This is a genomic window from Bacillus nitratireducens, from assembly GCF_036320425.1.
In the GTDB taxonomy this organism is placed as follows: Bacteria; Bacillota; Bacilli; order Bacillales; family Bacillaceae_G; genus Bacillus_A; species Bacillus_A nitratireducens.
In genome coordinates this window covers 1-13,085 of sequence record NZ_JAUMJO010000025.1, presented here as the reverse complement: position 1 = coordinate 13,085, position 13,085 = coordinate 1, and the positions used below count along the sequence as shown (strand labels likewise).

Here is a 13,085-nt window from a genome sequence, read left to right as displayed (position 1 = left end):
TCCTAACATGCTACACTCCCCGTTTGGTTTCCCTCTCGGATAAGTTAGGTGATGACAGGCGTTGCAATATATCCTGCTGTCTTGCTATTGACAGATTCAAACATCCCCCTTACGGGCGCACCAATTCTTCGCCAATAACCCCAAAGCTTTGCTTTAAGTATTTGAGAGGGTAAACAGCTAGGTCACCGATTGAATGTATTCCTTTTCGGTTTAACTTCGCCTCTGTTTTACCTGAAATCCCCCAAAACTTGCTAAGTGGTCGTATCGGCCATAATTTTATAGGGACATTTTCGTACTTCCAGTATGCTATGCAATCTTTCGTTTTCTTCGCTTCCACATCTAATGCTACTTTGCTCATTAAAGGATTAGGTCCAATTCCAATCGTGCATTCAATTCTTGTTTTTTCATATATTTCACGTTTGAATTTTAATGCAAATTCATAGGGCTCATTTGCAAACAGATGAATGCTATTTGTAATGTCCATAAAGAATTCATCAATGCTGTATTGGTGGAAATCCTCAATCGGAACGTATTGTAAAGCTAATTCTGTTATGTAATTTGAGCATTTGATATAAGTTCCCATAATTGGGTTTACAACAAGAATGTCTTTACGCCGTGGTATTTCATACAACCTTGCCATTTTCTTAACACCTAATGCCTTTAATGGTGGTGTTGCAGCTAAAACAATGGAGCCACTCCTGTTCACATCTCCTACTACAGCTAATTTAGTATGCAGTGGGTTTAAGCCCATCTTGATACAGGACACGCTTGCATAAAAGCTACGAAGATCTACACATAAAACAATTCGATTTGGCAAAATTGAGTAATCATACACCGTTATGCCTCCTTAAATAAGAACGTCTGTTCTTATTATACACGAATGTACGTTCTTTTATGAAGTGATTTTTGTAAAAAAATAAAACTGACTCTAGTTAGCCAGTTTTTACATATCCCAAAAGTCGGTGGATTTAACATTGGGTTTTATTTGCCTAATAACTTTTAAAATCTTTTTCATTACAGTTGGACTGGGTATGTATTCTTTATCATTGCACGCCTTTGAAACTGTAGGACGACTTAATTTCGCGGTCTTTTCTAAATCATTTTGGGTGAAGCCATTCCGATCTAAAAAATTACCTAATTTCGTTCGGTTTTTACCTCCGAATTTCCAAAACACTTAAATCCCTCCTGAACCTATTTTCAACATTGTGGACATAAATGTAAAAAACTATTCGCATAGACGGAAAAAGTTTTTTACATAATGTACAAGCTGTCCACAATATGATGTATCAAAGCAGCTACCACGGTATTTATTAAGGTAGAAGAATACGAGGTTACCAAAGTAAGTTGCGAATGATTACCACAGTATTTATCAAGATTTCTACCAAGGTAAAACTACCAGGGTATTAAGTAGATGAAGCTATGTAATATCGACATTCTAAATTCTGTTTATAAAGGGGGCATTTAAATGCGTGCTAGGAAAGAGACCATTCCTTTTCACGAGTTTATGGATCGGTCATACAAAGATAAAGAAAAGAAAATTCGTAAATACAATTCATTAAGTCCTTTCGCATTCCTCCATATGTCGGATCAGGTATTACATACTTACATTGCATTAGGAGTTATGGGAACGATTTTAATCGGAGCAGTCATGTTAGAAAAATACTTGGTGCGACATGACTATATATCAGCAGCTAAATTTGTAAGTGAAGTTATGTATCACGGCACGCGAATTAGTGGAGTTTGCTTGATTGGATATGTATTTGTTCGTATCGTAATCATGTTTTAAGAAGGGAAGAGAGTAATGGGGATTATAAAGGAGTGGCTTTGTAAGCAAAGGTTAAGGAATCAGCTTATGGAGGTGTTCGGAAAAGCAGGTTTATATACGGAACATCAAACGCGTGGGGGAAAAGTACCTATTTATCCAAAGATACATGATGCTTCCTCTTCGAAAGAAAGCGTGAGATATATATTTACCATCCCAAACGGATTAGATCCACAGAAGATTGAAAAGAAGTGGTTCTGTTTTCAGCAAATATTAGGGCGGAATATTACGATTGAAGGAGATGTGAAAAAATTTGTACTACATGTATTCCGTTCAGATGCTGGACTAAAACCTTATAAGTACTGTTATAAAGAATGGCAGCCCTTATTAAAAGGGTACCGTCTTCCTGTTGTGGTTGGCCGGGATCAATTTGGAAAAACGATTACATACGATATGGTTGATTCCAATACACCACACTTGTTAATAGCAGGGGAAACGGGAAGCGGGAAAAGTAGTATGGTACGTGTTGTACTATCTACACTCATTCAATATATGTCTCCTGATACGTTGCATTTGTATCTTGGAGACTTAAAAAACTCTGAATTTCATTTCTTGCGAAGAGTGAAGCATGTAAAGGAAGTTTGTATGGAAGAAATCGAGATGAAAATAATGCTTCAAAAGGTGTGGAAGGAAATTAGAGACCGAAGAAAACTTATGGAAGAATATGAGGTTGATCATATTGACGCGTACAACAAATTAAATCCAGATCATCAAAAACCATATATGCTACTTGCTATTGATGAAGTGGCCATGCTAAAGGATGAAAAAGAGTGTATGACTACAATTGAAAAGATATCAGCAGTCGGCCGATCCCTTGGAGTCTTTCTTATGCTTAGTATGCAGCGGCCAGATGCGAAAGTGTTGGATGGTAAGTTGAAGCTCAATATGACCGTAAGAATCGGGTTTAAATGTGATAGTGCAATTAATAGCAATATCATGGGTACTCCTGGCTCAGAGCATCTAGAGCAATCGGGGCAAATGATTTTAAAACGAAATGGGTTAAAGAAAGTGCAAGCTCCTTATTTGGAATTAAGTAAAGCGAAACAAATAGTTAAACCATATCGCACGTCTAAAGAGGAGAAAATACTTCAGAATTTACCGCAAGAAGAAATGCCGTTATTTGGGGTGTTAGATGATGAAGAATAGAGATAAAGGAATTTTGAATGATTTGAAGCAATTTAGATGCATGTCCCGTGACGATATTATTGACTTGCATTTTCAAGGCTTAAAGAATGCGGTAACTTGCTGTAATACGGTTATGAAACGATTAAGAAGAGACGGTCATGTTGATGCTAACGTATTGCAGCACCCATACATTTATTTTCCGCAGCCAAGTTCTATTAGAATAAAAAGTCAAAAAATTCCTCATTTCCTTGGGATTGTGGATGTATACAAACAACTTGTCTATTATGAAAATCCTAAACTATTCAAAGTTGAGCCGAAGTACGGTAAGGAGTATATGGAACCAGATGCTTTTACCATATGGCGTAGATCACCATTCTTTATTGAAGTTCAAAAGTCAGTATACAGTAAAAAGATTATGCAAGATAAAATAAATAGATATGAGTTATACTTTCATAGCCAAGAATGGCATAATGAATCCTGGCAACCTAAAGGTTCTAAATTCTTTCCTTCAATCCTCATAATTACAGATAAAAAATACGAGATCCATTCTCCTCATTTACGTATATTTCAAGCTATTTCCATAGATGATTTTATGAACCAAATTGTTTTAGCTTAAAAGAAGGAGGAGATGGGTTGATTTACTATTGGAGTCATGAATACGAATTCGGTGAAAATCCAGAAGAATATGTTTTTTATATAACTAACTCTCTTAAAACATTTAAAGACTCAATGGTAGAAGATGAGCAATTTTATATCTCTATTATATGGGGTATCTTTATATCGCCATTTAGCTAAGGAAAATGAGATATCCCAAAAATGAAAAAGCTAACTTCTTATTCAAACAAGATAAGGAGTTAGCTTTTTTAGATACTACGGATAAGTGGTATTATGTTAATTTATGAAGGGAATGTCGAATTTGTTAGAATTTTGTATTTTTTTGTTGATTTATATTATTTTTAATGTTAAACTTATAATAACAAAGAAAGAGTAAACAAAAAACCCTTAGCGAATAAATTTTCAGAATTTTTAGTTTTATATATATCAGTTTACTCCATGTGATTTACACGTTTGTGTATTGCCTTTTCACTCTTTCTTTGTTCTACCCTATAAAAGAAAACAACTTGGATAAAAACAGGTTGTTTTCTTTTGTTTTTTGTTTTGAGGATATCAGAGCATTCGGCCGGAGATGTATATCAGGGGGTAAAACCTGCAGAACGGAAATGCCCAGCATGTAAAAATCATTTAGTCGTTAGAGATTCAAATAGAATAGGGAATAAGTTTTTGGGCTGTTCTCAATATTCTACATGTACACATATAGAGCCAAGCAACGTGAGCTGTGATGAAAATCCAGCACCTTTTCCTTTTTGTAAAAATGCGTTAAAAAAATGAGGTTTGATTTGAAAATGGCTTTCCAAATTGGTTTATTTTGCGTTCTGATGAAGAAGTTAATGCAATTGGTCTAATCCGTTATAAAAACGCATGTGAAGGTATATACAGGCTTTACATGTGTATTTAGGGTTTATAGGAAAAATAAAAAGGGTAGTCATTATTTACGACTTCACCCTTTCTCTACGAGCTGACGAATTGCTTCATTTTGATTCGCAGCTTATTTTCATGCTAATATTTTCCTGTTTTTTCCACTTGTTCTTTTGTAAATGTAACCAAATTTTCATGTATGGGGAAAGCTTGTTATAATAGTGGAGAATAACTTGGGTACAATTGATAATGAAATGGGGAAAGATGCTAGATGAAAGCAACCGGAGTGACTAGAAAAGTAGATGATTTAGGACGTGTGGTAATTCCAAAGGAACTTAGAAATACGCTAGGTATTAAAGAAAAATCACCATTAGAGATCTTTGTAGAAGGTGAAGACATTGTTTTACAGAAGTATCAGCCTGGTGGTGTTTGTGCATTAACAGGAGAAGTATCAAATCGGAACATATCATTAGCAAATGGTAAGATAGCATTAAGTCCAGAAGGTGCAGAATTATTAATAAAAGAAATAGAACAATACCTTGTAAAATAAGAGGCTCCTTTCAAGGGGATTTTTTAGGATTAATAAAGTAATTTCGTGTATCGTGATATTTATAAAAATATTTACCAAAAATAGAATCAATTCTATTCCTTTTTGTCGAAATTTAGTTAGTGTATATTTTCGTATCGGTTTTAGAAAAACAAAAGCTAGAAGAAATTATCGAATTCTCTGAACGAAAATTGCATGAGAAACATATGCGAAAAGGAAAAAATAATAAAAAGGCTAGTTAGTCCATTATAAGGGCTAACTGGCTTTTTTATTTACTAAAGTGAACCTTGATAAATGAAATAAATCTCGGTTGCCCCCCACTAATCACTCTCACCTGAATACACTTTTAGGTGTTCCATTGCTATGGATATGGCATGTTTTTCTGTATCAATTAACGATAACCCCTGCTTAATAGGAGCCCAATACTCATATCCGTAATCCTCAAACCACGCAAAAACTTCTGTAGTGTAAAAACCATCATTCTGTTTGGATTAACTGCTTAGCAGGTGATTCCGTTAGGACTTCTTGATTCTTTTTATTTATCATTTTTTTGCACCGGAACTGGTAGTTCACTATAAGAGCTTATTTGCATCTATACCTTGATTTTATGTACAATAAAGATATAGATATTATCTGGAACAGAAAGAGGGAAACGATGTCTAATCCATTAGTAAATTTACGTATTGATTTTGCATTTAAACAGTTATTTGGAACAAATGGGAATGAGGACATCTTAATCGCTTTTTTAAATGCTATGTTAAAAAATTCTTTAGAAGCACCTATTGTTTCCCTACAGTTAGAAGATCCACATTTACATCGAGAACATGAAGAAGATAAATTATCGATTTTAGATATTTCGGCTACATTAGATATAGGAACAAAGGTAAATGTAGAAATACAGCTGAATAACAATCATGATATGATTAAACGCAGTTTGTATTATTGGGGAAGGTTGTACACTTCTCAATTGCAAAAGGGCATGCCATATAGTTCACTTCATAAAACGATTACCATTAATCTGTTAAACTTTGTGATGTTTCCTGAATATGAAGCATTTCATACAACAGGCATCCTTTGGAATCAGGAACAACAAAAGCTATTAAGTGATGATATAGAAGTTCATATAGTAGAGATTCCAAAGTTAATGCAGCAATGGCGCGAAGAGAAAGTCAATCCGTGGGAAGATTCATTTGTTCGTTGGTTATTATTATTACCTGCGAATGAAGATGAACATCTCACACAAACATTGGAGGATATTGCCATGAACCGAGATCCGATTTTACAAAAAGCAATGAATAAATGGGAACGTATGAGTCAAGATTCTTCTTTCCGTCAAGCATATGAAGCAAGAGAAAAGGCCTTAATGGATGAGGCAGCAAAATTTGCTCATGCAGAACAACAAGGAATTAAAAAGGGAATTAAAAAGGGAATTGAACAAGGTGTTGAGCAAGGAAAGATGCAACTCATTCGAGGCATGCATAAAAATGGTGTGTCTGTAGAAGACATTGCAAAGCTTACAGGATTACCAGAAATAGAAATACAACGATTTTTACAGAGCTAGTTCTTAGAGAAAGCATTTTATCCAATAGAATGCTTTCTCTAACTCTGCCTGAAAAGAAGATGAGGTGTCTCAATCTTCTTTTTCTATTTTTAGGGGATACGGAAACATTACTATCAAGCTAATGAAAACGAAATACTCCAAAACCGAAAAAAATGGGAGTATCTCTTCTTTTTCGGTTTCTGACAGAAGACTCCTTCCTCAAAAATATAAAGGTGTGAAACACCAATTTTAGGTGGGAGATGAATATCAGTAGGCGTAAGGCTTCTTCAAATAAAAACCTATTTGTCTCTTATCTTTAACTATACTTCTTTTCTAATTTTATTAGGTTTTTCTTCTGATTCGATAAGCCTATTGTAAAACTATTTGCTTTAATTACAATATCTCCCCTGTTACCTGTTGAAGTGACAGTTATCTTAGTCCTAAACAAACCTTTCTTAACTTTCACACTTCCTATATCCTTCATTTCTATACACTTTATATTACCAGTAAACTTACCACTCAGTGATATTTCTAATACCATAAATCTTTTATCGGTAAAACATATGATTAAATGCTCAAGGTCTGTCAATGCTCCAAGGCCGTATGTAAAATACTCTGATGCTGATGGTGTTACATAGGAGTAGAAATAGTAAAAGTAAGTTTCACCTTCTATTTTTAATTCTTCGAATAAATCGTCTAAGTACTTGTTTGTTAACATCTTAATCCCCCTGTCTTATTTGAGCCTAACCGTTACATTAGAAGTCTTTCATAGGAACACGTCTTTTCTGTCACAATTATAAACATATCATCTGTAAACCCGATCTTCCAGAATAGACCAATATTTTGATTTACCTTTTTTATAAACAGTTAATCTTCTTTCAAAACGGTTAAACTTTGTTATAAACGATTAAACTGTATTTCAAATCCACACTTAAATTTGTTCTGATAATTTTAAAAAATCTTCTTTTGTAGCAATCGCATCTTTTTAAAATTCACTCATATATTCCAACTCGTTTCGTGATATATTTTGATTATATTTAAATACAAGTAGATTCCAAATTAAAAAGAAATTGGTAATTATATTATCCATTATTTGTATTATGGCAGGGGATATATTGGAATGAAATATGTGAAAAAAAGGGTTCTGTTGCAAGGTTTGCACCAAAACCATTATTTGTATTAAGAATTATGAAGTGAATCATATTGATGCGTACAACAAATTGAATCTCGATAATCAAAAACCATATATTCTACTTGCTATCGATGAAGTAGCCATGCTGAAAGATGAAAAAGAATGTATGTCTATAATTGAAAAGGTTTCAGCAATTGGCCGTTCACTTGGAGTGTTTCTTATGCTTAGTATGCAACGGCCAGATGCAAAGGTGTTAGATGGTAAGTTAAAGATTAATTTAACTGTAAGAATTGGATTTAGATTTGATAGTACACTTAATAGTAATATCATGGGTACCCCTGGTTCAGAGCATTTAGAGCAATCGGGTCAAATGATTTTAAAACGAAATGGATTAAAGAAAGTGCAAGCTCCTTATTTGGAATTAAGTAAGGCGAAACGAATTGTTGAACCATATCGCATGCAAAAAAAAGAGAGAATGCTCCAAAATCCTCAACAAGAAGAAATTCCGTTATTTGGGGTGTTAGATGATGAAGAATAGAGATAAAGGAATTTTGAATGATTTGAAGCGATTTAGGTGCATGTCCCGTGACGATATTATTGACTTGCATTTTCAAGGCTTAAAGAATGCGGTAACTTGCTGTAATACAGTTATGAAACGATTAAGAAGAGATGGTCATGTTGATGCTAACGTATTGCAGCACCCATACATTTATTTTCCACAACCCAGCTCTATCAAAAAAACGAGTCAAAAAATTCCTCATTTCCTTGGTATTGTGGACATATACAAACAACTCGTTCATTATGAAAATCCTAAACTCTTCGAAGTTGAACCAAAGTATGGGAAGGAATATATGGAACCGGATGCTTTTACAATATGGCGTAGATCGCAATTCTTTATTGAAGTTCAAAAGTCAGTGTACAGTAAAAAGATAATGCAAGATAAGATAAATAGATATGAGTTATACTTCCATAGCCAAGAATGGCATAATGAATCTTGGCAGCCGAAAATTTCTAAATTCTTACCTTCAATCCTTATCATTACTGACAAACATTACGACGTTCAATCTTCTTATTTCCGTGTATTCCAGGCGAATTCCATAGAGAGTTTTATAAAAAATTTAGCGGTAAAATCATAAAGAAAGCCTGCATAGTGTAGAACTGTTTCTTTTCAATAATGTATTAAGTCATGTGTGATGATGATTGTTAGACGGCAATAAATGCGTAGAGTAAATTTGAAGCAAGTTATGAAATAGTAAAAAAATGAAGAAAGTAAACCTTTAAATAATTTTCAATGGTTAAGCGAATATCTCATTGTATAGCGCTAAGGGTGATAATATCTCAAGTATGAAATAATTAGTTATTTGTGACGGCGGATTCTCTTACGTGGAGGGTTAGCCGTTTTTTATTATATTTTATCTCTTAGTTTTCTATATAAAGTATATTAAAAAGATAGGGTAAATCTTCTTCTGGAATGATACCTCCAAAATTAATAACTTGTACGATAATCTCTCAATTATCACTAAACCCATTCATATCAACAAGTTGTCCCACATATCCGTTTGTACCAATACCTTTTTAATGTACGCATAAAAAATGACCTTTATCTTATCTTTATCTTATCTTTACCTTATCTTTAAATTTTTATATTAAACTTAAAACCTTAAAGTATTGTTGTTTGGGTCTAAAAAGGAGCGGGAGATAGATGTTCATTACATATTTTGTAAATAACCAATTAACTTTGAAAAATAGGATTTCTTATACGAGGAGGAATATATGAAGAATACGAGTAAAATACGAATTATTATATTATTGTTTATTAGTATTTTAGGTTTAGGAACAATGCTTGGAATACTATATCTTAATCATAAAACCAATATTCAACAAAATAAAGCGCTAGCTACCGAAAAACGTTTATTGCAATATGAGCCTACATTGAAAAAAGAATTAGAAAAATATAATTTAGGAGAGAAAACAGCAGTTTTATTAGGAATTATGTACCAAGAGAGTAGAGGGGAGGGAAACGACCCTATGCAGTCATCCGAATCACTTGGATTAAAGCCAAATGAAATTCAAGAGACAAGCTTGAGCATTAAACAAGGGGTAAAGCACTTTGCTAAAATGTACAAATATGGGACGGACAAAGATGTTAGCATGGATACAATTATTCAAAGCTATAATATGGGGCCAGGGTATATTGATTTTATTGCTAGTCAAGAAGTTAAACAACACTCAGAGGATTTGGCCAAAAAGTTTTCTAAGATGAAAGTTGATCAAAATCCAGCGATGTATACTTGTGGTGAAAATAAAAATAATTTTAGGTATCCATATTGTTATGGTGATTTCACATATACCACAAAGGTAAATGAAAAAACAAAACTTATTGAAGAAATTCTTCAAAATGTACATAACTCTTCTAAATAAGTTGCAGAATGAAATATAATGATACCTGTTACAAGAAGTATAAGATGGCCGTTTTGGTCAACTTATGCTTCTTTTAGTTTACGGCCAACTTATGCATCCAGGATTTGAAGAATATTTTTAATGTCGCCTTTAAATAAAGTCGCATCAGAGCTTGTAAACATGACCAGGCGAATAATTCCTGGCGCAGCCGGCGAGATGTTAGTTAAAATTTACGAACCCGTTGAGAAAAATCTTGATAAACTTCCAGCTATGCTGTGGATTCACGGTGGTGGATACGTAATGGGCCACCCTGATATGGACGATGTTTTGTGTGAACGCTTTGTTCAGACTGCTGAATGCGTTGTTGTGTCTGTCGATTATCGACTTGCGCCTGAACATCCTTATCCAGCGGCTATTGAAGATTGTTATGCGGGCTTGTTTTGGATGACAAATGAGGCAGACTCGCTTGGAATTGATGTGAATCGAGTTGCGATCGCCGGTGCAAGTGGAGGCGGTGGACTAACAGCAGCGCTTGCGTTAATGGCTCGTGATAAAGGAGGTCCATCCATTATTTTTCAGATGCCGCTGTATCCGATGCTTGATAGCCACAACATAACACCATCAAGCTATGAGATTATAGAAGACAATGCAACATGGAATAGATCAAACAATTTAACCGCTTGGAATATGTACTTGGGAAAGAAGAACGATACTAACGAACCATCTCCCTATGCCGTACCTTCGAGAGCAGACAACTTAGCAGGACTACCGCCAACTTATACATGTGTAGGTCAACTCGATTTATTCCGAGATGAAATTATTGAATATGTAACACGACTTGCACAAGCAGGAGTAGATGTTGAATTTCATCTCTACCCCGGCTGCTTCCATTGCTTTGAAGTACTTGTGCCTGAAGCCGAAGTGAGTCAGCGTGCCAGTCAGAATTATTTTGATGCGATGGCACGGGCACTTCATCCATAACTTATCTTAGTTCAGTCATCGGGGTGTTCAACTGAAGGCATGAGTGATAGCTCTAAATTTATTCAATGAAGAATTATTGAAACATATTTCTCCATTTATATTTAAAAAAAGAAAATAAAAAAGAGAACAGCTGCGTAGACTGCTCTCCTAACGAGCGGAAGTGCTGAACATTTTCAATGACAATGATTCAAGCATTCCGTTAATAGTATGTGCATATATTTGCAGTTCATGCAAGAAGGTAGCTAAAATATAGCTACCTTGCCTCAGGGAAAATTAAAGAAAATCAGAGATTCATTATGGATACAGATTGGCTGTTACCAATCTATTCGTATTATCGGAAAGGATTCCAAAAATTATTCATAAGTTAAAATCTTACTTCATTATAGGGTCAGTGGCTGGCAAAGTAAAAAGAGCACTTTTGTAAAGTGCTCTTTTTAAGATGTGCATTAGGGCTTGAAAGAGGAACCATTGACAATTTAAAAGAAGATATCTCTATACAACATATGGAGGTGCAATGGAAAGGTGACGATAAAAAGAAAAAGAGCAGTTAGAATAAACTAACTGCTCAGCTCTAGGAGAATTGAAGACTTGGTTATTTATAGTTTTGACGGAACTTCGGGGTATTATTCAATAGTAGATGTAAAGAAAACATTATTAGAAAAGATCAAAAGGTATACGTACCTTTTGAAGTGTTAGAATACTCCTGAAGAAATAAATAATACCAATTATAAAGGGCAGTTAATATTAATTCGTTTTTGGCATAGGTTTTGATCATTATAAATCCAATTTTTCTAGTTTTGGGACGTTTCATTTACAGAAGATAGATAATAACATAATTTTCTCAATAAGGAATTTACTGCTTTTAATATAATTTTTTTACAATTCATGGTATATCTGTATTAAGGGGACCTTTTCGGTTGATTAGGGAGAAAGATTATAAAAATGATATGGGAGGAACAAAAAATGTCATTGAAAAAGAAATTAGGTGTTGGAGTGGTTTCAGCCGCTCTGGGTTTATCTTTAATTGGTGGGGGAACATATGCATATTTTAGCGATCAAGTGGTGACAAATAATTCATTTGCTGCAGGTACATTGGATTTAGCTATGCAACCAACTACTTCACTTAACTTAGAAAATTTAAAACCTGGGGACAAAATATTAAAGAAATTCAATTTAACAAATAGTGGTACATTAGATATTAAAGATATTATGATGAAAATAGACTATACTGTAAACGATTTAAAACAAAATAACACTACAGAAGATTTAGGTAAACATATTAAAGTACAATTTCTTTGGGATTGGGATCCTGCAAAAAGCCCTGTATACGAGACAACTCTTGCAGAACTAAAATCACAAAGCCCAGAGATTGCCTCCAAAAAAGTATTTCATTCTAAGTGGACTGAAACAGGAGGATTAAAACCTAGGAAAATGGATTGGTTTTGGATAAAGTTTATATTTGAAGACAACGGAACAGATCAAAACGTGTTCCAAGGGGATAGTATTGCGCTAAAAATGGAGTTCCAAGCCAATCAAACAGATGGACAAGAAAGATAAATTTAAGAGCATAATACTGGTGAAAAGTAAAACTGAGCTTATGCCTTTTAATAATTTAAAAGAATGATTACTACATATCTATACCAAAGGCCATTGATATCAGCATTTGCGCATGATATTAATGGCTTTTGTAAGTTTAACATTTTGAATGTTTTGTAAAACTAACATTTAATTTATAAATAGAAGAAAAAAATAGCCAAAAGTCGTAGAGCGTTTAAGAGAGTAAATAAAGACTCTCTTTTTTTTGCTTTTGTATTTTTATAGGTATCCATATACATTGAATAAGGAAATCCCCACGCTGCAATTGTGCAGAAATAATAAAGTTGTTTAATTTACAATAAAGTCATTTAAAAAATAATATAGTTGTTTAAAAATCTTTATTCCACGAACGGAGCAGGTTAGTGGAAGCAATAGTAATTAGGTTTGACTGGGAAAATTGTCGATGATATTAAAAAAGACACCGAAGTGTCTTATGTTTTTCAAATTAAGCATACCGATAAATTGA

The 13,085-nt window shown here is 33.9% G+C and carries 11 protein-coding genes and 5 pseudogenes; 12 read left to right on the top strand and 4 right to left on the bottom strand.

The genetic code is table 11. The features are described 5' to 3' along the window. Nucleotides 1-121: 121 nt before the first annotated feature. Nucleotides 122-835, bottom strand: a pseudogene (locus tag Q3V31_RS30345) (Y-family DNA polymerase); the annotation flags it as partial. A 108-nt stretch (nucleotides 836-943) separates the two neighbouring features. Further along, complete coding sequence (locus Q3V31_RS30340; protein WP_000498616.1) at nucleotides 944-1,174, bottom strand: helix-turn-helix domain-containing protein; 231 nt, start codon at nucleotides 1,172-1,174, stop codon at nucleotides 944-946. Nucleotides 1,175-1,465: 291 nt separating this feature from the next. Here Q3V31_RS30340 and Q3V31_RS30335 point away from each other — a divergent pair, with 291 nt between their 5' ends. The 7 genes and pseudogenes from Q3V31_RS30335 to Q3V31_RS30305 all read left to right on the top strand — a co-directional run bounded on the left by Q3V31_RS30335 (nucleotide 1,466) and on the right by Q3V31_RS30305 (nucleotide 6,531). Next, nucleotides 1,466-1,786, top strand: coding sequence for a hypothetical protein (locus Q3V31_RS30335; protein ID WP_090814238.1), 321 nt, complete (start codon nucleotides 1,466-1,468; stop codon nucleotides 1,784-1,786). Nucleotides 1,787-1,801: 15 nt separating this feature from the next. Beyond that, on the top strand, nucleotides 1,802-2,968 hold the full coding sequence (locus tag Q3V31_RS30330) for an FtsK/SpoIIIE domain-containing protein (protein ID WP_090814237.1): 1,167 nt from the start codon (nucleotides 1,802-1,804) through the stop codon (nucleotides 2,966-2,968). A gap of 22 nt (nucleotides 2,969-2,990) precedes the next feature. Then, nucleotides 2,991-3,563, top strand: a complete 573-nt coding sequence (locus Q3V31_RS30325) for a replication-relaxation family protein (protein WP_090814244.1) — start codon at nucleotides 2,991-2,993, stop codon at nucleotides 3,561-3,563. 17 nt (nucleotides 3,564-3,580) lie between these two features. Then, nucleotides 3,581-3,742 (top strand): hypothetical protein, encoded by a 162-nt coding sequence (locus Q3V31_RS30320; protein ID WP_170959323.1) that lies wholly within the window; start codon nucleotides 3,581-3,583, stop codon nucleotides 3,740-3,742. A gap of 375 nt (nucleotides 3,743-4,117) precedes the next feature. Further along, a pseudogene (locus Q3V31_RS30315) lies at nucleotides 4,118-4,336 on the top strand (topoisomerase DNA-binding C4 zinc finger domain-containing protein); the annotation flags it as partial. Nucleotides 4,337-4,694: 358 nt separating this feature from the next. Continuing rightward, a complete protein-coding gene (locus Q3V31_RS30310) occupies nucleotides 4,695-4,973 on the top strand; it encodes an AbrB/MazE/SpoVT family DNA-binding domain-containing protein (RefSeq protein ID WP_002106904.1) in 279 nt (92 codons plus the stop codon). Nucleotides 4,974-5,625: 652 nt separating this feature from the next. Next, a complete protein-coding gene (locus Q3V31_RS30305; protein ID WP_000070247.1) occupies nucleotides 5,626-6,531 on the top strand; it encodes an Rpn family recombination-promoting nuclease/putative transposase in 906 nt (301 codons plus the stop codon). A 295-nt stretch (nucleotides 6,532-6,826) separates the two neighbouring features. On the opposite strand, the gene Q3V31_RS30300 is transcribed toward Q3V31_RS30305, so the two are convergent. Continuing rightward, nucleotides 6,827-7,228, bottom strand: coding sequence for a PH domain-containing protein (locus Q3V31_RS30300; protein ID WP_000957139.1), 402 nt, complete (start codon nucleotides 7,226-7,228; stop codon nucleotides 6,827-6,829). Between the two features lie 460 nt (nucleotides 7,229-7,688). On the opposite strand from Q3V31_RS30300, the pseudogene Q3V31_RS30295 reads away from it, so the two are divergent. Together Q3V31_RS30295 and Q3V31_RS30290 are read left to right on the top strand one after the other, a co-directional pair. Then, nucleotides 7,689-8,180: pseudogene (locus tag Q3V31_RS30295) on the top strand (FtsK/SpoIIIE domain-containing protein); the annotation flags it as partial. A gap of 22 nt (nucleotides 8,181-8,202) precedes the next feature. Then, on the top strand, nucleotides 8,203-8,778 hold the full coding sequence (locus Q3V31_RS30290; protein ID WP_090814243.1) for a replication-relaxation family protein: 576 nt from the start codon (nucleotides 8,203-8,205) through the stop codon (nucleotides 8,776-8,778). A 295-nt stretch (nucleotides 8,779-9,073) separates the two neighbouring features. On the opposite strand, the pseudogene Q3V31_RS30285 reads toward Q3V31_RS30290, so the two are convergent. Next, nucleotides 9,074-9,199, bottom strand: a pseudogene (locus Q3V31_RS30285) (vancomycin resistance histidine kinase VanS); the annotation flags it as partial. Nucleotides 9,200-9,415: 216 nt separating this feature from the next. Between Q3V31_RS30285 and Q3V31_RS30280 the strand changes: the two are divergent. The 3 genes and pseudogenes from Q3V31_RS30280 (at nucleotide 9,416) to Q3V31_RS30270 (ending at nucleotide 12,580) form a co-directional block, all read left to right on the top strand. Continuing rightward, nucleotides 9,416-10,063 (top strand): lysozyme family protein, encoded by a 648-nt coding sequence (locus tag Q3V31_RS30280; protein ID WP_090814234.1) that lies wholly within the window; start codon nucleotides 9,416-9,418, stop codon nucleotides 10,061-10,063. A 141-nt stretch (nucleotides 10,064-10,204) separates the two neighbouring features. After that, nucleotides 10,205-11,023 (top strand): annotated as a pseudogene (locus tag Q3V31_RS30275) (alpha/beta hydrolase); the annotation flags it as partial. Between the two features lie 963 nt (nucleotides 11,024-11,986). Further along, a complete protein-coding gene (locus Q3V31_RS30270) occupies nucleotides 11,987-12,580 on the top strand; it encodes a TasA family protein (RefSeq protein ID WP_000053757.1) in 594 nt (197 codons plus the stop codon). The last annotated feature ends 505 nt before the right edge of the window (nucleotides 12,581-13,085 follow it).

Excerpts from the sequence above, each read along its gene's own strand:
- Q3V31_RS30335 (WP_090814238.1), top strand. The coding sequence starts at position 1,466 with ATGCGTGCTAGGAAAGAGACCATTCCTTTTCACGAGTTTATGGATCGG.
- Q3V31_RS30330 (WP_090814237.1), top strand. The coding sequence starts at position 1,802 with ATGGGGATTATAAAGGAGTGGCTTTGTAAGCAAAGGTTAAGGAATCAG.
- Q3V31_RS30310 (WP_002106904.1), top strand. The coding sequence starts at position 4,695 with ATGAAAGCAACCGGAGTGACTAGAAAAGTAGATGATTTAGGACGTGTG.
- Q3V31_RS30305 (WP_000070247.1), top strand. The coding sequence starts at position 5,626 with ATGTCTAATCCATTAGTAAATTTACGTATTGATTTTGCATTTAAACAG.
- Q3V31_RS30300 (WP_000957139.1), bottom strand. The coding sequence starts at position 7,228 with ATGTTAACAAACAAGTACTTAGACGATTTATTCGAAGAATTAAAAATA.
- Q3V31_RS30280 (WP_090814234.1), top strand. The coding sequence starts at position 9,416 with ATGAAGAATACGAGTAAAATACGAATTATTATATTATTGTTTATTAGT.
- Q3V31_RS30270 (WP_000053757.1), top strand. The coding sequence starts at position 11,987 with ATGTCATTGAAAAAGAAATTAGGTGTTGGAGTGGTTTCAGCCGCTCTG.